This is a genomic window from Nocardioides phosphati (genome assembly GCF_014646375.1).
Taxonomy (GTDB): Bacteria; Actinomycetota; Actinomycetes; order Propionibacteriales; family Nocardioidaceae; genus Nocardioides; species Nocardioides phosphati.
In genome coordinates, this window is sequence record NZ_BMNI01000005.1 from 16,954 (window position 1) to 40,471 (window position 23,518).

Annotated in this window: 23 protein-coding genes; 10 read left to right on the plus strand and 13 right to left on the minus strand. The window is 72.3% G+C overall.

Annotated features, from left to right (window positions below; all coding sequences use genetic code 11):
- The first annotated feature begins 29 nt into the window (after positions 1-29).
- Both IEX47_RS11080 and IEX47_RS11085 read left to right on the plus strand, forming a co-directional pair.
- Positions 30-659 carry an NADPH-dependent F420 reductase gene (locus tag IEX47_RS11080; RefSeq protein WP_188784077.1) on the plus strand — a complete coding sequence of 210 codons (630 nt, stop codon included), beginning with the start codon at positions 30-32 and terminating at the stop codon, positions 657-659.
- A gap of 47 nt (positions 660-706) precedes the next feature.
- The gene (locus tag IEX47_RS11085) at positions 707-1,321 is read left to right on the plus strand and encodes an ACT domain-containing protein (protein WP_188784078.1); all 615 of its coding nucleotides are present in this window, start codon (positions 707-709) and stop codon (positions 1,319-1,321) included.
- Between the two features lie 29 nt (positions 1,322-1,350).
- Here IEX47_RS11085 and IEX47_RS11090 read toward each other — a convergent pair whose 3' ends face one another.
- Both IEX47_RS11090 and IEX47_RS11095 read right to left on the minus strand, forming a co-directional pair.
- Entirely contained in the window at positions 1,351-2,037 is a 687-nt protein-coding gene (locus IEX47_RS11090) for an anti-sigma factor (RefSeq protein WP_188784079.1), read from the minus strand.
- Positions 2,034-2,615 carry a sigma-70 family RNA polymerase sigma factor gene (locus tag IEX47_RS11095; protein ID WP_229662812.1) on the minus strand — a complete coding sequence of 194 codons (582 nt, stop codon included), beginning with the start codon at positions 2,613-2,615 and terminating at the stop codon, positions 2,034-2,036. Before IEX47_RS11095 ends, IEX47_RS11090 begins: the two co-directional genes overlap by 4 nt.
- 117 nt (positions 2,616-2,732) lie before the next feature.
- Between IEX47_RS11095 and IEX47_RS11100 the strand changes: the two genes are divergently transcribed.
- The 3 genes from IEX47_RS11100 (at position 2,733) to IEX47_RS11110 (ending at position 5,654) form a co-directional block, all read left to right on the plus strand.
- Positions 2,733-4,262 carry a molybdopterin-dependent oxidoreductase gene (locus IEX47_RS11100; protein ID WP_188784080.1) on the plus strand — a complete coding sequence of 510 codons (1,530 nt, stop codon included), beginning with the start codon at positions 2,733-2,735 and terminating at the stop codon, positions 4,260-4,262.
- Positions 4,263-4,362: 100 nt separating this feature from the next.
- Positions 4,363-4,617 (plus strand): hypothetical protein, encoded by a 255-nt coding sequence (locus IEX47_RS11105; protein ID WP_188784081.1) that lies wholly within the window; start codon positions 4,363-4,365, stop codon positions 4,615-4,617.
- Positions 4,618-4,709: 92 nt separating this feature from the next.
- Positions 4,710-5,654 carry a 1,4-dihydroxy-2-naphthoyl-CoA synthase gene (locus tag IEX47_RS11110; protein ID WP_188784082.1) on the plus strand — a complete coding sequence of 315 codons (945 nt, stop codon included), beginning with the start codon at positions 4,710-4,712 and terminating at the stop codon, positions 5,652-5,654.
- Here IEX47_RS11110 and IEX47_RS11115 read toward each other — a convergent pair.
- Positions 5,648-6,139, minus strand: a complete 492-nt coding sequence (locus IEX47_RS11115; RefSeq protein WP_188784083.1) for a hypothetical protein — start codon at positions 6,137-6,139, stop codon at positions 5,648-5,650. The genes IEX47_RS11110 and IEX47_RS11115 overlap by 7 nt on opposite strands.
- A gap of 134 nt (positions 6,140-6,273) precedes the next feature.
- On the opposite strand from IEX47_RS11115, the gene IEX47_RS11120 reads away from it, so the two are divergent.
- Together IEX47_RS11120 and IEX47_RS11125 are read left to right on the plus strand one after the other, a co-directional pair.
- Positions 6,274-7,026, plus strand: coding sequence for a hypothetical protein (locus tag IEX47_RS11120; protein ID WP_188784084.1), 753 nt, complete (start codon positions 6,274-6,276; stop codon positions 7,024-7,026).
- Positions 7,027-7,130: 104 nt separating this feature from the next.
- Entirely contained in the window at positions 7,131-8,600 is a 1,470-nt protein-coding gene (locus IEX47_RS11125) for a S8 family peptidase (protein WP_188784085.1), read from the plus strand.
- A 67-nt stretch (positions 8,601-8,667) separates the two neighbouring features.
- Here the strand turns inward: IEX47_RS11125 and aceF are convergent, their stop codons facing one another.
- From aceF to IEX47_RS11145, 4 genes are all read right to left on the minus strand, one after another.
- Complete coding sequence (gene aceF, locus IEX47_RS11130) at positions 8,668-9,948, minus strand: dihydrolipoyllysine-residue acetyltransferase (RefSeq protein ID WP_188784086.1); 1,281 nt, start codon at positions 9,946-9,948, stop codon at positions 8,668-8,670.
- An 11-nt stretch (positions 9,949-9,959) separates the two neighbouring features.
- Positions 9,960-12,626, minus strand: a complete 2,667-nt coding sequence (gene aceE / locus IEX47_RS11135) for a pyruvate dehydrogenase (acetyl-transferring), homodimeric type (RefSeq protein ID WP_188784087.1) — start codon at positions 12,624-12,626, stop codon at positions 9,960-9,962.
- 126 nt (positions 12,627-12,752) lie between these two features.
- Positions 12,753-13,652 (minus strand): LysR family transcriptional regulator, encoded by a 900-nt coding sequence (locus IEX47_RS11140; protein WP_188784088.1) that lies wholly within the window; start codon positions 13,650-13,652, stop codon positions 12,753-12,755.
- Positions 13,653-13,691: 39 nt separating this feature from the next.
- Positions 13,692-14,363, minus strand: coding sequence for a lipoate--protein ligase family protein (locus tag IEX47_RS11145; RefSeq protein ID WP_188784089.1), 672 nt, complete (start codon positions 14,361-14,363; stop codon positions 13,692-13,694).
- A gap of 125 nt (positions 14,364-14,488) precedes the next feature.
- On the opposite strand from IEX47_RS11145, the gene ppgK reads away from it, so the two are divergent.
- Positions 14,489-15,229 (plus strand): polyphosphate--glucose phosphotransferase, encoded by a 741-nt coding sequence (gene ppgK / locus IEX47_RS11150; RefSeq protein WP_188784090.1) that lies wholly within the window; start codon positions 14,489-14,491, stop codon positions 15,227-15,229.
- A gap of 614 nt (positions 15,230-15,843) precedes the next feature.
- Here ppgK and eda read toward each other — a convergent pair.
- Genes eda through zwf form a run of 3 tightly spaced genes read right to left on the minus strand, consistent with a single transcriptional unit; the run spans position 15,844 to position 19,738 of the window.
- Positions 15,844-16,464, minus strand: a complete 621-nt coding sequence (eda, locus tag IEX47_RS11155) for a bifunctional 4-hydroxy-2-oxoglutarate aldolase/2-dehydro-3-deoxy-phosphogluconate aldolase (RefSeq protein WP_188784091.1) — start codon at positions 16,462-16,464, stop codon at positions 15,844-15,846.
- Positions 16,464-18,269: a phosphogluconate dehydratase gene (edd, locus tag IEX47_RS11160; RefSeq protein ID WP_188784092.1), complete on the minus strand. Its 1,806-nt coding sequence runs from the start codon at positions 18,267-18,269 to the stop codon at positions 16,464-16,466. Before edd ends, eda begins: the two co-directional genes overlap by 1 nt.
- Entirely contained in the window at positions 18,269-19,738 is a 1,470-nt protein-coding gene (gene zwf / locus IEX47_RS11165) for a glucose-6-phosphate dehydrogenase (RefSeq protein ID WP_188784093.1), read from the minus strand. Before zwf ends, edd begins: the two co-directional genes overlap by 1 nt.
- Positions 19,739-19,830: 92 nt before the next feature.
- On the opposite strand from zwf, the gene IEX47_RS11170 reads away from it, so the two are divergent.
- Complete coding sequence (locus IEX47_RS11170; protein ID WP_188784094.1) at positions 19,831-21,012, plus strand: ROK family transcriptional regulator; 1,182 nt, start codon at positions 19,831-19,833, stop codon at positions 21,010-21,012.
- A gap of 54 nt (positions 21,013-21,066) precedes the next feature.
- Here IEX47_RS11170 and IEX47_RS11175 read toward each other — a convergent pair whose 3' ends face one another.
- Complete coding sequence (locus IEX47_RS11175; RefSeq protein WP_188784095.1) at positions 21,067-21,450, minus strand: thiol-disulfide oxidoreductase DCC family protein; 384 nt, start codon at positions 21,448-21,450, stop codon at positions 21,067-21,069.
- 49 nt (positions 21,451-21,499) lie between these two features.
- On the opposite strand from IEX47_RS11175, the gene IEX47_RS11180 reads away from it, so the two are divergent.
- A complete protein-coding gene (locus tag IEX47_RS11180; RefSeq protein ID WP_188784096.1) occupies positions 21,500-22,192 on the plus strand; it encodes an NAD-dependent deacylase in 693 nt (230 codons plus the stop codon).
- Between the two features lie 24 nt (positions 22,193-22,216).
- Here IEX47_RS11180 and IEX47_RS11185 read toward each other — a convergent pair whose 3' ends face one another.
- Positions 22,217-22,819, minus strand: a complete 603-nt coding sequence (locus IEX47_RS11185; protein ID WP_188784097.1) for a class F sortase — start codon at positions 22,817-22,819, stop codon at positions 22,217-22,219.
- 17 nt (positions 22,820-22,836) lie between these two features.
- On the minus strand, positions 22,837-23,517 hold the full coding sequence (locus IEX47_RS11190) for a class F sortase (protein ID WP_229662813.1): 681 nt from the start codon (positions 23,515-23,517) through the stop codon (positions 22,837-22,839).
- Position 23,518: the final 1 nt, after the last annotated feature.

Consider the following 23,518-nt stretch of genomic DNA (forward strand, 5'->3'; position numbering starts at 1 on the left):
GCACCTCGATCCGGGGCAGGATGGGCGCCATGGAGATCGCAGTCCTCGGCACCGGCATGGTCGGCAAGACCCTCGCCGCCGGCTTCCAGCGCGCAGGCCACACCGTCACCGTCGGCACCCGTGACCCCGAGGTCACCGCGGGCCGCGAGGAGTGGACCGACGTCCCCCTCGCGACGTACGCCGCCGCTGCCGCCGGCGCCGACCTCGTGGTGCTCGCCGTCGGTGGCCAGGTGGCCGAGGAGGTGCTGGCGCAGGCCGACCTGCCGCGCGGCGCGATCGTGCTCGACCTGACCAACCCGCTCGACTTCAGCAACGGCTTCCCGCCGACGCTCACCGTCAAGGACACCGACTCGCTGGCCGAGCGGCTGCAGCGGGCCAACCCGACGGCGCAGGTCGTCAAGGCGCTCAACACCGTCAACTGCTCGCTGATGGTCGCGCCGCAGCAGCTCGCCGACGGCGACCACACGATCTTCGTCGCGGGCGACGACGCGGCCGCGCGGGCGCACGTGAAGAGCGTCCTGCAGGACCTCGGCTGGAGCGACATCGTGGAGTTCCCGACCCTCGACGCGGCCCGCGGCCTGGAGATGTACCTCCCGCTCTGGGTCCGCCTCATGGGCCAGCTCGGCACCCCGCAGTTCAACCTGAAGCTCGTGCGCTGAGACAGCGGGAAACCCGCGAGAAACACCATCCGGTTAAGGTCACTGACATGCCGTTCCTGCTTCGCGTCGAGCTGCCCGACGTTCCCGGTTCCCTGGGCAAGGTCGCGTCCGCCATCGGTGAGGCCGGCGGTGACATCGAGGCGATCGAGATCGTCGAGCACCGCGCCGACGGCACCGCGGTCGACGATGTCCTCCTCGAGACCACGGCGATGCCCGACACGATCGTGTCGGCGTGCAACGCCCTCGACGGCGTACGCGTCGTCTGGATCAGCCGCTACAACGCCGGCGGCAACCTCTTCCTCGACCTCGAGGCGGTCGAGGAGCTGACCGCCAACCCGGCCGGCGCGCTCGACCGGCTGGTCGACCTGCTGCCGCCGACGTTCCGCGCCGACTGGGGCCTGCGCCTGCGCCGCAACGGCAACGGCTCCACGGCTGTCCTCCACGGCACCGCGGCGGCGCCCGAGTCGCTCGACTGGTTCGACATCGCCCGCGCGGCCCACGTCGAGTCCCCCGACGAGAACAACGTGCTCGCCGCCGCGCCCCTGATCCAGGACGAGATCGTCGTGATCGGCCGCCGTGGCGGGCCCGAGCTCCTCGACTCCGAGGTGGCCCGGCTGGGCCACCTGACCGCCCTCGCGGTCAGCATCGCGAAGAACGCCTGACGGAGCGGCCCCACGCGTGACGCGGTGCGTCAGAGCGAGGTAGCGGGCAGCGAGAGCAGCGGCGCGGAGGTCGGCGTCGCGGAGCCGGCCTTCGGCTCCATCGTGATCCACAGGTCGCCCTCACCCATCGGTACGACGACGCTCTCGTCGTCCTGGAACATGCCGACCGACTCGGTGTGCCCGGGCGCTGCCCACCAGACCTCGTAGGCCATGCCGGCGCCGGGGTCGGTCATCGCGCTGCCGTCGACGGCGACCACGTGCATCTCGTGGGACATGCCGACGCGCACCTTGCCCATCTTCGTCGGCATCTCGTGGGTGTGGACGTCGGCCGCGGAGAAGACGTCGGCGGCCGTCATCGTGTCGTCCCGCTGCGTGGCCACGAGGCCACCGCCGAGCGCGAGGAGCACGGCTGCTGCCGCGGCTCCCACCCACAGCCGGCGCGAGGGCCGCGATGCCGGACGCGATGCCGGGCGCGCGCCCCGGCGTACGGGCCGGGTCTGGGCGGCCAGCCGCATGACCTGCTCGCGGAGTGCGGGCGGCGGGGAGAGCGGGGTGTCCGCCAGGGCTGCGGCAGCCGGCCGGAGGTCGGCGACCTCGTCGCGGCAGGCCGGGCACTCCCGCAGGTGCCCCTCGAACGCCGCGCGCTCGGCCGGCTCGAGGGCGTCGAGGACGTAGGGCCCGAGCAGCGAGTGGACCTCGGGGTCGTGGGCGTTCATGCGCCTGCCTCCATGCAGTCACGGAGGCGGGCGAGGCCGTCGGCCATCCGGGTCTTGATCGTCGACAGCGGACGCCCGAGCCGCGCCGCGACCTGCGGGTAGGTGAGCCCGTCGTAGTAGGCGAGCCGGACCGACTCGAGCTGGAGCGGCGTGAGCCCCTCCAGGCACCGGCGTACGTCGGCCCGCTCGGCGTCGGCGAGCACCTCGGTCTCGGGGCCGGGCACCTCGTGCAGCTCACGGCGGCCGGCCCGGTCCTCGCGGGCGCGGCTCGCCTCGACCGAGCGCACCACGTCGATGGCGCGGCGGTGGGCGATCGTGACCAGCCAGGTGCGGACGCCGCCGAGCTCGGCGCGGTAGCCGTCGGCTCCGCGCCACGCCTCGAGGAAGACCTCCTGCGTGACCTCCTCGGCGCGGATCGGGTCGCGCAGCACCCGGGTCGCGACGCCGTGCACGGCAGCCGCGTAGCGGTCGTAGAGCCCGCCGAACGCGTCGAGGTCGCCGTCCGCGACGGCCGCCATCAGCTCCTCGGGCGCTGCTGGCGCGGCGGGCACGGCGCGGAGCAGGCCACGACGGGGCACGGGCTGGCTCCTCTCGCGCGGGCTGGCGCTGGTCGGTCGTGCGTTCACGTCAGGAGTTCGGAGCAAAGAGTCGCCCGGACGGGCCGTCCGGGACGAAATCTGCTCCGAACCTGTTGCGTGACCACCCCTTCGCACTCTTCCACGTTCGGGCGGGCCGATGCAGCAGCGGCCGGGCTCGGGTCCGGCGCGCTCGGGCTCGGCATCGCCCAGGCCCTCGCCGCCGTCCTCCACGCCAGCCCGACGCCGCTCATCGCGCTCGGTGACCGGTTCATCGACCTGACACCGCGGCCGCTCAAGGAGTGGGCGGTCGAGCGGTTCGGCACCGCCGACAAGCCGGTCCTGCTCGGCAACATGCTCGTCGTCACCGCGGTGCTGCTGCTCGCCGTCGGGGTCGCGGCACGCTGGCGGCGGCCGCTCGGCCCGGTCGGCTTCGCGGTCCTCGGCGCGGTCGACGCGCTCGCGCTCGCGTCCGGCCGCCACGGCGCCGACCCCTCGTCGTACGTCGCGCTGGTGGTGGGGCTCGCGGTGGGATCCGGGGTGCTGTGGTGGTTCACGGTCCCGGTCGTGCCCGAGCCGGAGGCCGAGGCGCCGCCGGGCTTCGACCGGCGCCGGTTCCTGCTGCTCGCGACGGCCACCGGTGCCGCCGGTGCCGTCGCCGGGCTGGGGGTGCCGCGCCTCGTCCCGGGCGAGACCGGCCGCGCGGGGATCTCGCTGCCGCGCGCCACCGACCCGGCGCCGCGGCTCGCGCGCGGCGCCGACTTCCGGCTGCCGGGCCTGACCCCGCACCTCACCTCGAACGACGACTTCTACCGGATCGACATCGCCCTGCTGACGCCGCGGCTCAACGTCGACGACTGGAAGCTGCGCGTGCGCGGGATGGTGGACCAGCCCTTCGAGCTGACCTACCGCGAGCTCCTGGCGATGCCGCTGGTGGAGCGCCGGGTCACCCTCGCCTGCGTCTCGAACCCCGTCGGCGGCGAGTACGTCGGCAACGCCACGTGGCTCGGTGTCCGGGTCGCCGACGTGCTCGAGCGGGCCGGGGTGAAGGCGGGTGCGGACGCGGTGCAGTCGCGGGGTGCCGACGGCATCACGATCGGCACGCCCCTGGCCGCGCTGACCGACGGCCGTGACGCGCTGCTGGCGATCGGCATGAACGGCAAGCCGCTCCCGATCGACCACGGCTTCCCGGTGCGCATGGTCGTGCCCGGGCTCTACGGCTACGTCTCCGCGACGAAGTGGATCACCGAGCTCGAGGTGACGCAGTACGCGGACTTCACGGCGTACTGGACGCAGCGGGGGTGGGCGCCGGAGGGCCCGGTGAAGACCGGGTGCCGGATCGACCTGCCCGGCGACAACGTGAAGGCGGGGGAGGTCACCGTGGCCGGGGTCGCCTGGGCCCAGCACCGCGGCATCGGCAAGGTCGAGGTCCGCGTCGACGACGGCCCGTGGCAGCCCGCCGAGCTCGCCGCCGAGGACGGCATCGACACCTGGCGCCAGTGGCGCTGGACCTGGCCCGCCTCGGCGGGCACGCACCGGATCGAGGCACGCGCCACCGACCTGCACGGGGCGACCCAGACCGGCGAGGTGGTCGACGTGGCGCCCGACGGCGCGACCGGCTACCCGAGCCTCGCCGTCCACGTGGGCTGAGGGCTCGTCATCCGATCCATCGGAGACCGGCCGGCACCCGTCCGCGGCCACCGCAGCTCCGAACCCGGGGTGTCCGTTCCACCGATCGAAGGATCCCGCCATGACGTCCACCGCCCTCCGCCGCCTGCTCGCCGTCGCCACCGTGACCGGCGTACTCCTGACCGGTGCTGCCTGCGGCAGCGACGACACCCCGATGACCCCCAAGGACCACTCGACGAAGATGACCGACGACATGTCGACCTCGCCGATGACCGAGAAGTCGGACCCGATGACGGAGAAGTCCGACGGGATGATGAGCGACTCCCCGATGACCGACCCGTCGGCCAGCACGAGCGACGACATGATGGACAAGTGAGTCGCTGAACCGAGCAGTACGAACGGGTTCGGCCCGCGGAATCGTTCGTACTGCTCGGTTCACGCCCCCGGACGGCCGCTAGCCTTCCGCCCATGAGTGCGATCGAGGGCGTCAGCGAGATCTTCGACCCGGCGGACTGGGACGAGGTGCCGGGGTTCGAGGACCTGACGGACCTCACCTACCACCGCGCGAAGGAGCACGGCACCGTCCGGATCGCCTTCGACCGGCCCGACGTGCTCAACGCGTTCCGGCCCAACACGGTCGACGAGCTGCTCCGCACCCTCGACCACGCCCGGATGTCGGCGGACGTCGGCTGCGTGATCCTCACCGGCAACGGCCCGTCGGCCAAGAACGGCAAGTGGGCGTTCTGCACCGGCGGTGACCAGCGGATCCGCGGCAAGGCGGGCTATCAGTACGAGGACAAGACCATCGGCGCCGGTGACACCGGCGCCGAGGAGCCGAGCGTCATCGACAAGGCGAAGCTCGCGCGCCTCCACATCCTCGAGTGCCAGCGGCTGATCCGGTTCATGCCGAAGGTCGTCATCTGCGTGGTCCCCGGCTGGGCGGCCGGTGGTGGCCACTCGCTCCACGTCGTCTGCGACCTCACCCTCGCCTCCCGCGAGCACGCGCGCTTCAAGCAGACCGATGCCGACGTCGGCTCGTTCGACGGTGGCTACGGGTCGGCGTACCTCGCGCGCCAGGTGGGCCAGAAGTTCGCCCGCGAGATCTTCTTCCTCGCCGACGAGTACGACGCCGAGGAGATGCGCCGGATGGGTGCCGTCAACCGCGTCGTCGAGCACAGCCAGCTCGAGAAGGTCGCGCTCGAGTGGGGCCGCAAGATCAACGGCAAGTCCCCGACCGCCCAGCGGATGCTGAAGTACTCCTTCAACCTCCTCGACGACGGCCTCGTCGGCCAGCAGCTCTTCGCCGGTGAGACCACCCGCCTGGCGTACATGACCGACGAGGCGCAGGAGGGTCGCGACCAGTTCCTCGAGAAGCGCGAGCCCGACTGGTCGCCGTACCCCTGGTACTACTGACGTACGCCGGAGCCCGGGCCGAGCGCCCGGGCCGCGGCTGCACGGTGCAGCTCGCGCACGGTCGCCTGCTGCTCGCGCGCCTGGGCGGCGAGCTGCTCCAGGAGCGCGCGGTCGAGGCGCGGCTCGTCGTCGACGATCGCGAGCAGTGACTCCCAGCCGGCGAGCTTGCCGCCGAGGGCGATCACCATCGACTCGAGCTCGACCAGGTCCGTCATGGTCGTGCGGTGGAGCAGGTCGCCGTTCGGCTTGAGGCGCGCGACGCGTTCGGCTGCGAGGGCCATGGAGTTCAGGAGCGGGTTCTCGTGGACGCCGAGGGCATCCATCATCGCCCGGAGCGCGACGCGCTCCTCGACGAGCTCGCCGTGGATCCGGCGGACGATGCTGCTCGCCGGCTCGGGCAGCCCCCGGGCCGCGCGGTCGAAGAGGTTCACCCCTGCGGTGGAGCCGGAGAGATGGGTGCGTAGGTAACGTCCGAGGTCGCTCATGCGTCGCGAGGTACCCGCCCCGGTCTGGCCGCTAACGGACTGTGACGAATGCGGCAAGTCGGACTCTCCACATCTGGTGTCGTTGCCCGCTCTCGTTCGTTAGCCCTCCAGACGACGTGAGAGCTGGAGGACAAGTGGTCGAGGATCGTGCTGGTGACCCGCTGGTCGCTGCGCTGTGGGACATGGTCGAGGACTGGTCGTCGGCGGCCATCCAGCGCACCCGGGAGGCGGCCGCCACCGGCCCGACCGACGTCCTCGATGCCGAGATCCGCCTGCTCATCTCCCATGCCGCGCAGCTGCGCGGCGTGATCGACGTCCATCTGGACGGCGCCGAGCCGGAGCCGAAGGCCGCTCCCGTGGTGGTGCTCCCGCCCGCCCCGGAGCGCACGCCGGAGCCCGAGCCGGAGGCCGAGGAGCAGGGCGAGATCCTGGCGCGCCTGCACGAGGTCGCCCATGCCCAGGTCTGCCCCGAGTGCTTCACGATGGTCCGCCTGGACGAGGTCGAGACCCACGACCTGGTCTGCGTCCGGCACAAGGTGATCGAGAAGATGGAGCGCAAGCTGGAGGAGGAGCAGGACGCCGATCCGGCGCCTGCGTCCCCTGCAGCTGCTCCGGTCGAGCGCGAGGCGGAGCCCGAGCCGGAGCCCGAGCCCGAGCCGCACGACGTCGAGCCCGAGCCCGAGCCGGACCCGGAGGAGGCCCAGGACGTCGAGGCCGGGCAGGCTGAGGCGCCGGTGCAGCCCAGCGAGCCCGCACCCGCCGACCACACCTGCAACTCGGCGGACTTCGAGCGGCCGCTCTGTGCGACCTGCGGCAGCCTTCACTGGTACTGCTCGATCTGCGGTGCCCAGCGCGACGCCTGCCGCGAGGCCGCGCCCACCGGCTGACCGCCCGGCGCCCCACCTGCCGCACCCTTCCCAGCACCCCCGGCTTTCCCTAGGGTGCGAGAGCGCCCGCGATCCGGGCGTCCCTCTCGGAAGGACAACTCGACATGCCCCACCCCCGCAGGACCGTCATGGCCGTCACCTCGGCCTCGCTCGTGGCCCTCGCCACCCTGGCTGCCACCGGCAGCCCCGCCCACGCCGTCGACGACCCGCCCTCGACGCCGGTCCCCATCACGACGCCCGACGGCGCCCTCTTCTCGTACGTCGTCAACGCCGACACGCGACAGCACACCGCGGCGGTCAAGCGGGCCGTGAGGCACGCAGGAGGCGTCGTCGTCCAGGCCTGGCCGCAGATCGGCGTCGTCGTGGCCCAGTCGACCAACGGCGACTTCCGCTCCGACGTCCTCGCCGGTGCTGACGGCGCCCGCGTCGAGAGCGTCGGCGCGACCCGCACCGTCCCGGTCTCCGAGGGCACCCCCGGCTCCGGCGGCACGACGGCGTACGCCGAGGAGAAGGCGAGCGGCGCGGGCCGCACGTTCGACGGCTCGCTCGTGGGCGCCACCGTGGCCGACCCACGCGAGGGCGAGCAGTGGGACATGGCGATGATCAAGGCTGACCAGGCCCACGCGGTCACCGACGGGCGCAAGGGCGTCGTGGTCGGCGTCCTCGACAGCGGCATCGACGTGACGCACCCCGACCTCGCCGGCCAGGTCGACCTCGACAAGTCGGTCAACTGCTCCGACGCCGGCAAGGTCGACGAGTCGCTCGCCGGCAAGACCTCGCTCTCGGGCACTCACGGCACCCACGTCGCCGGCACGATCGCCGCCGCGCGCAACGGCATCGGCATCGTCGGCGTCGCGCCGGGCGTCACCCTCGCGTCGGTCAAGGTGGTCAACGACGACGGCTTCATCTACCCGGAGTACGCCGTCTGCGGCTTCATGTGGGCCGGCCTCGAGGGCATGGACGTCACCAACAACAGCTACTACGTCGACCCGTTCGAGTACTACTGCGAGGACCAGCCCGACCAGTACGCCGCCAAGGAGGCCGTACGCCGGGCGGTGGCGTTCTCGACCGCCCGTGGCGTCGTGCACGCGGCCGCCGCCGGCAACTCGGGGACGGACCTCGACACCAACACGACCGACGACACGAGCCCCGACGACTCGACGCCGGTCACGCGCACGATCAACAACGGCTGCCACGACATCCCGACCGAGCTGCCGGGTGTCGTGACGGTCTCCGCGATCGACCAGGCCGGCCTGCTGGCGCCGTTCTCCAACCGGGGCCTCGAGGCGATCGACGTCGCCGCGCCGGGTCGCCGGATCCTCTCGACGGTCATCGGCGGTGGCTACGGCCTGCTCAGCGGCACGTCGATGGCGTCGCCGCACGTGGCCGGCGTCCTGGCGCTGATGAAGTCGCAGCACCCGACGTGGTCGCCCGCGCAACTGGTCGCCGCCGTCCGGGCGCAGGCCGACGACCACGCGTGCGCCGATGTCACGGGTGCGCCGTGCGTCGGCACGGACGCGGACAACAGCTACTACGGCGAGGGCGTCGTCGATGCCCTCGGCGCGGTGAGCTGACCCGGCTCGGCAACAGCGAAGGCCCCCGTCCGGCAGTGCCGGGCGGGGGCCTTCGTGTCGATCAGCCTCAGAGGACCAGGCGGCGGACGTCCTCGACGAGGTTGCCCAGGTGCGCCGTGAAGCGCGCGGCGAGGGCGCCGTCGATGACGCGGTGGTCGTAGGAGAGGCACAGCGGCAGCATCAGGCGCGGCTCGAAGGTCTCGCCGTTCCAGACCGGGGCCATCTTCGACCGGACGACGCCGAGGATCGCGACCTCGGGGGCGTTGACGATCGGCGTGAACGCCGTGCCGCCGATGCCGCCGAGGCTGCTGATCGTGAACGTGCCGCCCTGCATGTCGGAGGCCGTCAGCTTGCCGTCGCGGGCACGGGCGGAGAGGTCGCCGAGCTCGAGGGAGAGCTCCTTGATGCCCTTGCGGTCGACGTCCTTGATCACCGGGACGACGAGGCCGTCGGGGGTGTCGACGGCGACGCCGATGTTGACGTACTTCTTCAGGACCAGCTCGTCGCCCTGGAGCGAGCTGTTGACGACCGGGAAGGCGCGCAGCGACGACGCGGCGGCCTTGAGCAGGAAGCTGAGCAGCGTGACGCGGTACCCCTCACCCTTGGCGACGCCGTCGAGCTCGCGCCGGTAGGCGTCGATCTCGGTGATGTCGGCCTCGTCGTTGTGCGTGACGTGCGGGACGTTGAGCCACGAGCGGTGCAGGAACGGACCGGAGATCTTCTTGATCCGCGGCAGCGCCACGGTCTCGACCGGCCCGAACTGCGAGAAGTCGACGGTCGGGATCGGCGGGATGCCCATGCCGCCCGACACCGCGCCGCCGGCAGCCGGCGCGACGGACCTGTCGTAGTGGCTCAGCAGGTCGGCCTTGGTCACGCGGCCCTTGATGCCGGTGCCGGCGACCTTGCCGAGGTCGACCTCGAGGTCACGGGCCAGACGGCGGACGAGCGGGGTCGCCCGCAGGCCCTCGGCCTCGGCGGACGCGGGGGCCGGGGCAGCCGGCTCGGCGGCAGCGGGAGCGGCGGCCGGAGCAGCCTCCGCCGGTGCGGCAGCGGGCGCGGGAGCCTCGACCGGAGCCGGCGCGTCGGCGGGCTCCTCGGTCGCGGCATCCGCGGAGTCGATGACCGCGAAGACGGAGCCCTGGCTGACCTTGTCGCCGACGGAGACGTTGATGGCGGTGACGGTGCCGGCGACGGGCGCCGGGATGTCCATCGTCGCCTTGTCGGTCTCGAGGGTGATCAGCGGAGCCTCGACGTCGACGGTGTCGCCGACGCTGACGAGGATCTCGATGACGGGTACGTCGGTGAAGTCACCGATGTCGGGAACTCGAATATCCATGCTGTTGGCCATGTCCTTTTCTCTTACGCGAGAGCCGGCGTCGGCCGGTCGGGGTCGATGCCGTACTTCTCGATCGCCTCGGCGACGACGGAGCGCTCGATGGCGCCCTCGTCGGCCAGGCGCTGCAGGGCCGTGACCACCACGAAGTGGCGGTCGACCTCGAAGTGGCGGCGCAGGTTGATGCGGTAGTCCGAGCGGCCGAAGCCGTCGGTGCCGAGGGCGGTGAAGCTGCCGGGCACGAAGGCGCGGATCTGGTCGGCGTACGACTTCATGTAGTCGGTCGCGGCGATGACCGGGCCCTTGCGGCCGGCGAGGCACTGCTCGACGTACGACTGCTTCTTCTCCTCGAGCGGGTGGAGGGTGTTCCACCGCTCGGTCTCGAGGCCGTCGCGGCGGAGCTCGTTGAAGCTGGGGACGCTCCAGAGGTCGCTCTCGATGCCGTACTCGTCGCGGAGCAGGTCGGCCGCGGCGATGACCTCGCGCAGGATCGTGCCGGAGCCCATGAGCTGCACACGGGCGGCGTTCTTGCCGCGCTTGGCGGGCGCCTCGCGCAGCGGGTACATGCCGCGGAGGATGCCCTCCTCGACGCCCTCGGGCATCGCGGGGTGCTCGTAGTTCTCGTTCATCAGCGTGAGGTAGTAGAAGACGTCCTCCTGCTCGACGTACATGCGCCGCAGGCCGTCGGCGACGATCACCGCGAGCTCGTAGGCGTACGTCGGGTCGTACGACACGCAGTTGGGGATGAGCGCCGCCTGCAGGTGGCTGTGGCCGTCCTCGTGCTGCAGGCCCTCGCCGTTGAGCGTCGTGCGGCCGGCGGTGCCACCGCAGAGGAAGCCGCGGGCGCGCATGTCGCCGGCGGCCCAGGCCAGGTCGCCGATGCGCTGGAAGCCGAACATCGAGTAGTAGATGTAGAACGGGATCATCGGCGTGTTGGACGAGGAGTACGACGTGGCCGCCGCGATCCACGACGACATCGCGCCGGGCTCGTTGATGCCCTCCTGGAGGATCTGGCCGCTGGCGTCCTCCTTGTAGAAGAGCAGCTGGTCGGCGTCCTCGGGCGTGTAGAGCTGGCCGGCCTGCGAGTAGATGCCGACCTGGCGGAAGAGCCCCTCCATGCCGAAGGTGCGCGACTCGTCGGGGACGATCGGGACGACCCGCTTGCCGATGTTCTTGTCGCGCAGCAGGATCGTCAGGATCTGGACGAACGCCGTGGTGCTGGAGAACGACCGGCCCTTGGAGTCCGTGAGCAGCTTGCCGAACGCGTCGAGACCGGGGACCTCGAGCGACTCCGACTTCTGGCGACGCTGGGGCAGGTAGCCACCCAGCTCGCCCCGGCGGGCGTGGAGGTAGGTGTGCTCCTCCGAGCCCTCGGCGAAGCGGACGTAGGGGTAGTCGGCGATCTTGGCGTCGGCGACCGGCACGTCGAAGCGGTCGCGGAACGCCTTGAGCGCGTCGGCGGCGACCTTCTTGGCCTGGTGGGCGATGTTCTGCGCCTCGCCGGCCTTGCCCATGCCGTAGCCCTTGACGGTCTTCGCGAGGATGACCGTCGGCTCGCCCTTGTGGGTGTTGGCGGCCGCGTAGGCGGCGTACACCTTCTGCGGGTCGTGACCACCGCGGGTGAGGCGGAAGATCTCCTCGTCGGTCCAGTCGGCGACCATGGCCTTGAGCTCGGGGGTGGCGAAGAAGTGCTCGCGGACGAAGGCGCCGTCCTTGGACTTGTAGGTCTGGTACTCGCCGTCGACGCACTGCATCATCCGGCGCTTGAGCGCGCCGGTGTGGTCGGCCTTGAGGAGCTGGTCCCAGCCGGAGCCCCAGATGCACTTCACGACGTTCCAGCCGGCGCCGCGGAAGACGCCCTCGAGCTCCTGGATGATCTTGCCGTTGCCGCGCACGGGGCCGTCGAGGCGCTGCAGGTTGCAGTTGATGACGAAGACGAGGTTGTCGAGCTTCTCGCGGCCGGCCAGCGAGATCGCGCCGAGCGACTCGGGCTCGTCCATCTCGCCGTCGCCGAGGAAGGCCCACACCTTGCGGTTGGCGGTGTTGGCCAGGCCGCGGGCGTCGAGGTACTTGAGGAAGCGCGCCTGGTAGATCGCCATCAGCGGGCCGAGGCCCATCGAGACGGTCGGAAACTGCCAGAAGTCGGGCATCAGCCACGGGTGCGGGTACGACGACAGGCCGCCGCCGCCGGCGTTGACGCCGGTCTCCTGGCGGAAGCTGTCGAGCTGCGCCTCGGTGAGGCGGCCCTCGAGGAACGCGCGGGAGTAGATGCCGGGCGAACAGTGGCCCTGGACGTAGACCAGGTCGCCGCCGTGCTCCTCGCTCGGGGCGTGCCAGAAGTGCTGGAAGCCGGTGTCGTAGAGCGTCGCCGCCGACTGGAAGCTGGAGAGGTGTCCGCCGAGCTCGCTGGACTCCTTGTTGGCGCGCAGCACCATCATCATCGCGTTCCAGCGGACGGCGGAACGGATCCGGCGCTCGACGTCGAGCTCGCCCGGGTGGGCCGGCTCCTCGTCGGTCGGGATGGTGTTGACGTACGGCGTGGTGGCGTTCAGCGGGACCCGTGCCCCGAGACGCTGCGCCTCTTCGAGGATCTCCTCGAGGAGGAAGCGGGTGCGTGACTCACCCTCGAACTCAAGAACGGCGGCGAGTGCTTCGCGCCATTCCTGGGTCTCGGCGGGATCGATGTCGGACATGGGTGGCCCTTCGATGTCGTGTGAGCGGTCTCACCATCGTGCGGGATCGGGGGCTCATGCGTCCAATGACCTGTGTTTCCGTGACACATGCACCCTGTGCATGAGTCACGGAGAGTCACCCGGGAGTCACTCGGGGAGGCGCTCGGCCACCGCCTTCGCCTGCTTCAGCGTGTGGGTGCGGAAGTGCTCCGACGGTGCCGGCAGGCGGCGGCCGCCCATCCAGGCCAGACAGATCTCGCGGCTCGCCTGCACGTCGGTGACCCGCAGGTGGGGCGACGCCGGGACCCCGACACCGTGGGGCTCGGGGATCAGGGCGACGCCGAGACCGGCCGCCACCAGGCCACGGAGCGTCTCGACCTCCTCGCCCTCGAAGCCGATCCGCGGTGCGAAGCCGGCCTCGCCGCACAGGTGCTCGGTGATCGCGCGGAGGCTGAAGCCCGGCAGCAGCGCGATGAACGTCTCGTCGGCCGCCTCGCTGAGACGCACCGCCTTGCGGCGGGCGAGCCGGTGGTCCGGAGGTACGACGAGGCGCAGCGGCTCGCGCAGGATCCGGCGGCTCTGGATCAGGGGGTGGTCGGGCCGGTCGCCCGTGATGGCGAGGTCGACCGCGCCGGTGAGCAGGTCGCTCACGAGGCCGTCGTCGCCGTGCTGGCGGAGGTCGAACCGGACGTTGGGCCGCTCGGCACGGAACCCCTTGATCAGCTCGGGAACGAGCCAGGTGCCGAGCGTGTGGAGGAACGCCACCGGCACGAAGCCGCCGTCAGGCCGGGCGAGGTCGTCGACGGCCCGGATGCCGCGGTGGTAGGCATCGACGATGTCGCGCGCGTGGATGACGAGCTCGCGCCCGGCGGGGGTCAGGGTCAGCCCGCGGCCGACGCGCTGGAAGAGCTGCGTGCCCACCTCGTGCTCGAGCCGGGCCAGTGCCCGCGACATCGCCGGCTGGGTGCGGTGCGAGCGCTCCGCCACCTCGGTGACCGTCTGGCCGTCGGCGACGGCGAGGAATGCGCGAATGATCTCGATGTCCACGCACTCATGTTGTCAGGACATGGGTCTCGGGGCGAGCGGTCAGGGCTGGGTCACGCCGAGGCGGCGCAGGATCACGGGCTCCAGCTCGCGCAGCGCCTGGTCGCCGATCCCGGTCGCGAGCGTGGCCAGCTCGCGCGAGGCCCGGTCGCGGTCGGCGTCGGGCAGCTCGAGCAGGTCGAGGACCGCGTCGGGCTCCCACGCGGCGTACACGATGCACTGGAAGCGGGCGCCCTCGCGCGTGCGGCGCTGGGAGATGCCGACCGCCTTGCGGCCGTCGACGAGGACCTCGCCCGGGCCGAGCGCACCGAAGCACACGAGCCGGCCCCAGTCGGTCTTCTCGAGGCCGTCGCGGTAGAGCTCGGCGTCGAGGCCGACCTCGCGCAGGGCCTCGGCCCAGGCCTCGCCGAGCCACCACGTCGACGCGCGTACGTCGTCGTCCCAGCGTGGGTCGTGGCGCGGGACCACGACGTCGACCCAGAGGCAGCCGCTGGTGGGCACCCAGACCGCACCCCCGCCACTGCGCCGGCGTACGACCTCGACGCCGGAGGCGGCTGCGGCGCGCAGGTCGACCTGCTCGGGCTTCTGGCTGCTGCCGAGCACCAGCGCGGGCCGTCCGGGCTCCAGCACCCAGGCCTCCGCCTCGGCGAGATCGGGCCGGATCGGGCGCTCGTGGAAGTCGCCGATCGGCTCGGTCAACCGGAGAAGGTGCATGGTGGGATTGTGCACGGTGCGCACGTCGAGAAACTTATGCGTGACAAAAGGTCAAAAGTAGGTACGATGGCGGCACTGAACTGTGTGGTGCTGCGCGTCCACCCGAGAATCTGGAGGTTCCTGCGATGACTGTTGCCCTGGGCGTCGACGTCGGCGGCACCGGCATCAAGGCTGCTCTGGTGGACACTGCCACCGGCGAGCTGCTCTCCGAGCGCTACCGGCGCGACACGCCGCAGCCTGCCACCCCCGAGGGCGTCCGTGACGCCGTCGAGTCGGTCTGCGCCGACGCGGGTCTCGACGCGATCGACCGCATGGGCATCGCGGTCCCCGGCATCGTCCGCCGCGGCGTCATGCTGAGCGCTGCCAACCTCGACCACTCCTGGATCGGCCGCGAGCTCGGTGACGTCTTCAAGGGCTTCGCCGGCGAGCACGTCGCGTTCCTCAACGACGCCGACGCCGCGGGTGTCGCCGAGATGGAGTTCGGCTCCGCGCGGGGCGTCGACGGCCTGGCCATCGTCATCACGCTCGGCACCGGCATCGGCGGCGCCTTCATCCACGACGGCGTCCTGATCCCCAACTGCGAGCTCGGCCACCTGCAGATCGACGGCCGCGTTGCGGAGCACTTCGCCAGCGCCCGTGCCCGTGAGGTCCTCGGCCTCTCGTGGCCCGACTGGGCGGCCGGCGTCTCGCGCTACCTCCAGCACCTGGAGTTCCTCTTCTCGCCCGAGGTCATCGTCATCGGGGGCGGCATCACCAAGGACCCCGAGCTCTGGTTCGACGACCTCGAGTGCAACACGCCGCTCCGGCTGGCCACGCTCTCCAAGAACGCCGGCATCGTCGGCGCGGCGATGACCGCGGCTCGTTGATCGGCTGACCGTTGACCGGCTGATCTGCGGATCTGCGGATCCCCCGGCGCCTCGGCGCCGGCCTGCTCTGCGAGGCGGCGGCCGCGTTGCGCTGCGCCGTCCGCCGTCCGCCGTCCGCCGTACGCCGTACGCCGTCCGCCCGTCGTACGGCGAGCGCCGCAGGTGCCGCCAGGCTCCCGGGCGCCTGCACGAACCGACACGTTGACGCATCACTCACCGCGCGCTGAGCGCGTCTGAGCGATGGTTGACACATCAATGTGTCGCTTCGTGCAGATGCGCCGTCGGTTGGAAGCACCGGCAGTGCCGGCACGTCCTGCCAGGGGCTCGGAGCGAGGGGAGCTCGGCTGGGGCGGGCGGGTTGGCGCCGGAGCGTCAGCCTGACGGTTTCGCCGCACGGGACAGTTCCGACGTGTCAGTCCGGGCCGAACTGTCAACCTGCCACTTTGGCGCGCCGTGTGCGCCGTACACCGCCCGCCGCGGGGTCGCCCGCCGTTACAGCGGGAGAAAGACGTCCGGCCCCACCTTCCTGGGACCAATCAGGAAGGCAGGGCCGGACGAAGAAGCGCGCTCGGGCCCCTGTTGAGGAGGGCCGGTCGCAGGACTGAGGAAGAAGCTCAGTCCTGGATGAGCGCGCTGACCGTGGCGCGGGCGGTGGCCGTGATCGACGACCAGTCCCGCGACTTCACTGCGCTGGCCGGGGTCAGCCAGCTGCCGCCCACGCAGGCGACGTTCGGCAGCGCGAGGTAGCGCGGCGCCGAGTCCAGGGTGATGCCTCCGGTCGGGCAGAACCGGAGGTCGGGGAGGGGCCCGCCGAGCGAGGAGAGGAACGGCGCGCCGCCGACCGCCTCGGCGGGGAAGAACTTCAGCTCGGTCAGCCCGGCCTCGCGGAGCACGAGCGCCTCCGAGATCGTGGAGCAGCCCGGGAGGACCGTGACGCCCGTCGCCAGCATCGCGTCGAGCAGCGCCGGCGTCGTGCCGGGGGAGACGAGGAACGACGAGCCTGCCTTGACCGCGTCCTCAGCCTGCTGCGGCGTGGTCACGGTGCCGGCGCCGACGGCGATCTCGGGCACCTCGGCGGCGATCCGCCGGATCGACTCGAGCGCCGTCGGCGTGCGGAGGGTGAGCTCGATGACGCCGATGCCGCCCTCGACGAGCGCCCGCGCGAGCGGCACGGCCGAGTCGGGGTCGTCGAGGACGACGACGGGGACGACGGGGGAGAGGTCGAGGATGCTCATCAGTGGTTGCTCCCGAAGAAGGACGCCCCGCGGTCGGCGGAGGAGACGAGGTGGCGCATGCCCGCGAAGAGCTCGCGACCGGTGCCGTGGACAGTGTTGTCGACCAGGTGCGGCTCGCGCCCCGCCAGGTCGGCGTCGATGTGGAGGAGGCCGGTGGCGCCGTCGACGGTGATGACGTCACCGTCGCGGACCCGCGCCAGCGGGCCGCCCTGCGACGCCTCGGGCGTCACGTGGATCGCGGCGAGGACCTTGCCCGACGCGCCGGACATGCGGCCGTCGGTGACGATGGCGACCTTCTGCCCCCGCCCCTGGAGTACGCCGAGCGGCGGGGTCAGCTTGTGGAGCTCCGGCATGCCGTTGGCCGAGGGCCCCTGGTGGCGGATGACCGCCACGAAGTCGCCGGTCAGGTCGCCGGCCTGGAAGGCGGCGATCAGGTCGTCCTGGTCCTCGAAGACGCGGGCCGGGGCGGTGACGGTGCGCTTGTCGGGGGCGACGGCGGAGACCTTGACGACGCCCGTGCCGAGGTTGCCCTTCAGCACCCGGAGGCCACCCTCCTTGTCGAAGGGGTCGTCGGCGGTGCGCAGGATGTCGGTGTCGAGCGACTCGGCCGGGCCGTCGACCCAGGTGAGCTCGCCGTCGATCAGCTTCGGCTCCTGCAGGTAGCGCGCGAGGCCCGGACCGGCGACCGTCTGGACGTCCTCGTGCAGCAGGCCGGCGTCGAGCAGCGTGCGGATCGTGAGCTGGAGGCCGCCGGCGGCCGCGAAGTGGTTCACGTCGGCGGAGCCGTTGGGGTAGACCCGGGCGATCAGCGGCACGACGCCGGAGAGGTCGCTGAGGTCCTCCCACGTGAGCTGGATGCCCGCCGCCGCCGCGATGGCGGGCAGGTGGAGCGTGTGGTTGGTGGAGCCGCCGGTGGCGAGCAGGGCGACGCAGGCGTTGACGATGACCTTCTCGTCGACGAGCTCGCCGAGCGGGGCCTCGGCGCGCTGCGCGAGCTGGGTGACCCGCGCGGACGTGGCCTCGGTCAGCGCCTGGCGCAGCGGCGTACCGGGGTTGACGAAGCTCGAGCCGGGCAGGTGCAGGCCCATGACCTCCATCAGCATCTGGTTGCTGTTGGCGGTGCCGTAGAAGGTGCACGTGCCGACCGAGTGGTACGACGCGGCCTCGGCCTCGAGGAGCGCGTCGCGGCCGACCTTGCCCTCGGCGTAGAGCCCGCGGATGCGCGCCTTCTCGTCGTTGGGCAGGCCCGAGGTCATCGGGCCGGCGGGGACGAACGCGGTCGGCAGGTGGCCGAACGAGAGCGCGCCGATCAGCATGCCGGGAACGATCTTGTCGCAGACGCCGAGCATGAGCGCGCCGTCGAACATGTCGTGCGAGAGGCCGATCGCGGTGGCCATCGCGATGACGTCGCGGGAGAAGAGCGAGAGCTGCATGCCGTCGCGACCCTGCGTGACGCCGTCGCACATGGCGGGGACCCCACCGGCGACCTGGGCGATGCCGCCCGCGCGGATGACGGCCTTCTTGATCAGCGGCGGGTAGGTCTCGAACGGCGCGTGTGCCGACAGCATGTCGTTGTAGGACGTGACGATCGCGATGTTCGGCTTCACCAGCTGGCGGAGCTCGGCCTTGTCCTCGACCGGGGCCGAGGCGAAGCCGTGGGCCAGGTTGCCGCAGGCCAGCCGGCCACGGGCCGGGCCGCGCTGCTGGGCGGCGCGGATGCCGGCGAGGTAAGCGGCTCGCGACGTGGCCGACCGCTCGGTGATGCGCGCGGTCACCGCCGCGAGGGTGGGGTGGAGTGTGGTCATCAGACGTTGCTCTCGTGCCAGGAGCGCCCGTCGCGCTCGATGAGTGCGGTGGCCTCCGCGGGGCCGGTCGTGCCGGCCTCGTAGGGCGCCGGGGGGAGGTCGGAGGCGGCGTGGTGCTCGATGATCGGCTGGGCCCACTGCCAGGCCGCCTCGATCTCGTCGCGCCGCATGAAGAGCGTGGGGTTGCCGCGGACGACGTCCATCAGGAGCCGCTCGTAGGCCTCGGGTGACGGTGCGCCGAACGCCTGGGCGAAGTTGAGGTCGAGCGAGACCGGGCGTGTGCGGTAGCCGCCGGGGCCGGGCTCCTTGGCCATCAGGTGGAGCTGGACGCTGTCGTCGGGCTGAAGCCGCAGGACCAGCCGGTTGGGCTCGGTCACGGTGTCCTCACCCGGGAACATCGGGTGCGGGATCGGGCGGAACTGGATGACGATCTCGCTCGCCCGCGCGGCCAGGCGCTTGCCGGTGCGCAGGTAGAACGGCACGCCGGCCCAGCGCCAGTTGCTGACCTCCGCGCGGATCGCGACGAAGGTCTCCGTGCGGGAGGCGCCGGCCTCCAGCTCCTCGACGTACGCCGGGACGGGCTTGCCGCCGACCGTGCCCGCGGCGTACTGCCCGAAGACGGCCGCCCGGGCGACGTCGTCGCCGGTGAGGGGCTTGAGCGCCTGGAGGACCTTGAGCTTCTCGTTGCGGACTGCCTCGCCGGCGACCGCCGACGGCGGTTCCATGGCGACGAGGCAGAGCAGCTGGAGCAGGTGGTTCTGCACCATGTCGCGCATCGCGCCGGAGTGGTCGTAGTAGCCCGCGCGCTGGCCGACGCCGAGCGTCTCGGCGGCGGTGATCTGCACGTGGTCGATGTGCTGGGCGTTCCACAGCGGCTCGAAGACGGCGTTGGCGAAACGGGTGACCAGGAGGTTCTGGACCGACTCCTTGCCGAGGTAGTGGTCGATGCGGAAGACGCGCGACTCGTCGAAGACGGCGTCGACGGCGTCGTTGATCGCGCGGGCCGACGCGATGTCGGTGCCGATCGGCTTCTCGAGGACCACACGGCTCTCGGAGGTCACGAGGTAGTTGTCCGCCAGGCGCTGGCAGATCGTGCCGAAGAGGGCGGGGCCGACGGCGAGGTAGAAGACGCGGGTGAGGTTGGCGCCGTCCTCGATCGCGCGGGCGAGCGCGGTCCAGCCTGCCTGCTCGTCGATGTCGAGCGTGACGTGGCTCAGGCGGGTCAGGAAGTGCGCGAGGTCGGCCGGGTCGGCCTCCGGCACGAACTCCTCCAGCGCGCTGCCGACCTTGTCGCGGTAGCCCGCGTCGTCGAGGCCGGCGCGGGAGACGGCGACCACGCGGGAGGAGGCGGGCAGCTGCCCGTCGCTCATCCGGTGGAAGAGGGCGGGGAGCAGCTTGCGGAAGGCGAGATCTCCGGTGCCACCGAAGATGACGAAGTCGCTCGGGGTGAGCTCGGTCATCGAGGTCATGTTCAGCAGAGTACCGACTTATGCGCTCGAAAGATACATAAGTTCCCGGAAAGTTGGACCAGACCGGCAGAAGTGCGGCTAGGCTCCCGCTCATGGCAGGCGGAGGCGCGACAGCACTACCGACCGCTGGCGGGGTCCTCGACCTGATCCGCCGCGGCGACGTACGCACGCGTGCGGACGTCGCCTCCGTGACCGGCCTCTCGCGTACGGCGGTGACCGCGCGCCTCTCCGCGCTGCTGGGCTCCGGCCTGGTCGTCGAAGGTGGCGAGGCACCGTCCACCGGCGGCCGTCCCGCGACGTTCCTGCAGTTCAACGGGCGCGCCGGCAGCGTGCTCGCCGTGGCCGTCGGCCGCAGCCGCACCCAGCTCGCCGTGTGCGACCTGGCCGGCGAGGTGCTGGCCACCGCGGAGTTCGACCACGCCGACGGCCTCGAGCCCGACGCCCTCTTCCGCCGCGTCGACAAGCGGCTCGGTGCCCTGCTCGCCGAGGCCGGGGTGGCGCGCGACTCGGTGCGCGGCGTGGGCCTGAGCCTGCCCGGCATCGTCGACGCCGCCACCGCCACCTGCGTCTCCGCCCCGGTGCTCCGCGGGTGGGACGGCGTGGCGCTCGCGCCGTACTTCTCCAGCCTCGAGGGCGCCGTCGTCCACGTCGAGAACGACGCGAAGGCGCTCGCGCTCTCCGAGGCCCACGGCCACCTGCTCGAGCACCCCGACCTGGTCGTGCTCAAGGCGTCGACCGGCCTCGGCTGCGGCGTCTTCGTCCAGGGCCGCCTCGTGCGCGGTGCGAAGGGCGCGGCGGGCGAGATCGGCCACACCAAGAACCCCGGCGCCGACGGCCGCACCTGCCGCTGTGGCGAGGTCGGCTGCATCGAGGCGGTCGCGGCCGGCTGGGCGCTGGTCCAGGACTCCATCGCCGACGGCGTCGAGGTCGCCCACGTGCGTGAGCTCGCCGACCTCGCGGTCGCGGGCGACGCGGTCGCTCGCCGCCGGATCCGCGAGAGCGGACGCCGCGTCGGCGAGGTGCTCGCGGGCGTCGTCAACCTGCTCAACCCGGGCGCGATCGTCGTCGGCGGCGACCTCGCCGCGGCGTACGACATCTTCGTCGCGGGGCTGCGCGAGACGCTCTACGCCGGTGCTGCGGCAGGTGCCTCCAACGACCTGGTCATCCTGCCCGCGACGCATGGTGCGGCCGCGGGCACGGTCGGCTGCGCGCAGCTCGCGATCGCCGACGTGCTCAGCCCCGCCGCCGTCGACGCGCTGCTCAACCGCGACTGAGGTCCACCCGGCCACGAGGACGGCGCGCTGACGGGCGGGCGGCGCTCATGCGGGTCAGCGCTGGTCGATGCGGCAGGCGTCGGTCGCGCCCGGGAGCCGGTAGCGGTTGCGCGCCACCCAGCCGTAGACGACGGCAGCGAGCAGGCGGATCACGGGGAGCGTCATCAGCCACCCCGCCAGCCGGTACGGCGCGGCGCAGGTCCGCAGCGCTGCCGCGATCGCCTGCGCACCCGAGGCGGTCGCCTGCCCGGAGGCGTCGAGCCACCAGGCGGCGGTGGTGACGTCGTGCTCGGTGAGCTGGAGCGCCTCCAGGTCGACCGCCTGCCACGGGGTGACGGTGCAGGTGCCGTGCCGCTCGAGCCAGTGCGCCGACGTCGTGCAGAAGCCGCAGTCGGCGTCGTACAGGACCGTGCCGGAGAGGCGGGCGAGCGGCGTCATGCTGCCGAGGCTACGCCGCGGGGCCACGTGACGGCTTAGGGTGCACGTCATGCGCATCGTGGTCCTGACCGGAGCCGGCGTCTCCGCGGAGAGCGGGGTGCCCACCTTCCGCGACGCCGACGGGCTCTGGGAGGGGCATCGCGTCGAGGACGTCGCGACGCCCGAGGGCTACGACGCCGACCCCGGCCTGGTGCACGCCTTCTACGACGCCCGGCGCGCTGCGCTCGCCGACGTCGCGCCCAACCCGGCGCACCTCGCGCTCGGCCGTCTCGAGGCGGTCCTGGGCCACGACCTCACCATCGTCACGCAGAACGTCGACGACCTCCACGAGCGCGGCGGCGCCCACCACGTCCTCCACATGCACGGCGAGCTGCTCTCGGCCTGGTGCCGCGCCTGCGGCCACCGGTTCCGCTGGGAGGGCACGCTGGCCGACCGCCCGGCCTGCCCCGGCTGCGGGGTGAGCGAGCTCCGCCCGGACATCGTCTGGTTCGGCGAGATGCCCTACGAGATGGACCGCATCTCCGCCGCCATCGCCGAGGCCGACCTCTTCGTCTCGATCGGCACCTCCGGTGCGGTCTACCCGGCGGCCGGCTTCGTCATCGAGGCGCGGGCGCGTGGCATCCGCAGCCTCGAGATCAACCTCGAGCCCTCCGAGGGCACCCACTGGTTCGACGAGGCGCGCCACGGCAAGGCCGGCGACCTCGTGCCGCGGTGGGTCGACGAGGTCCTCGGCCGGCTCTGACGGTCACCTACCTCCCGCGCGGGGTCAGCGCTCGGCCACGGCGGTGACCACCGCGTTGCCGAGCGGGTCGCCGTGGTGAAGCGGGCCACCGGTGCTGATCAGCCGCAGCTCGGGCCGGTCCGTCCGTGGGAAGACCCGGTCCGCGGGGAACGAGCCCTGCGCGTAGTAGTCGACGGACGTGACCCGGTAGTGGACCCGCTTGCGGTCCTTCCGCTCGACCGTCACGACGTCGCCGTCGCGGAGCCGCCCGAGCCCCTTGAGTACGCCGGGCTGCCGCGACGTACGCGCGATGTAGCCGGTGACGACCGTGATGCCGGCCTCGCCGGGGGTGACGGAGGTCGAGTCCCAGCCGGTCTCGCGCAGGGGAGGGAGCGTCAGCGTCCTGCCGTCCGCGGCCGCACGGAGCTCGACCACCTTCGCCGCGAGCCGGAGGCGCTCGATCAGGATCTGGTCCGGGGGCGAGGGCGGCAGGGGCGCAGCCGTCACGGCGGCGGGGGCCTGCGTCACTCCGGGCGCGGCCTGCGGGGACACGCCGGCGCCGAAGGCCATCGTCGCCCCTCCGGCCGCGAGGCAGACGGCGACCCCGGCGGTGAGGAGCCGGTGGCGGCGGGGCAGGGACGTGGACATGGAGGCCTCCGGGTGGGTCAGGCTGCCGTGAGCGAGGTGAGGTGGGCGTAGACGACGACGTTGGAGAGGTAGTGGCCGGTCGCGGCGTCGAAGGTGCCGCCGCAGGTGATCAGCCGGAGCTCGGGGCGCGGGGTCGCGCCGTACACGCGCTTGGTGGGGAAGGCGGACTTGGAGACCTGCTCGACGTGGTCGACGCGGAACGTCGCGGTGCGGCCGTCGCTGCGGGTGACGACGACCCGGTCACCGCGATGCAGCTCGCGGAGCCGGTAGAAGACGGCGGGGCCGGTCTTCGAGTCGACGTGGCCGGCGAGGACCGACGGGCCGACCTCGCCGGGGACGGGGGAGCGGTCGTACCAGCCGGCCGTCCAGGGCTGCGAGAGCGGAGGGACCTGGAGCTCGCCCTTCGCGGTGAGGTCGAGGTCCATGAGGCGGGTGTCGACGCCGATCCGTGGGACCCGCAGGCGCTCGGGGCGATCGGCGGCGCCTGCGCTGACGGGCCGGTCGGGCCGCTCGCCCTGGGCGACCGCGGGGGCCGCGCCCTCCGCAGCGGGGCCGGGGCGGTCGCCGGCCATCAGCCACGCGGCACCGACGACGAGGCCGATGAGCGACCACATCGCGATGGCGAGCACGCCCAGGCCGATCGCCGTGGAGGGGTGCGGCGACGACTGGTCCGGACGGTTCGGGGTGAGCGTCTCCATC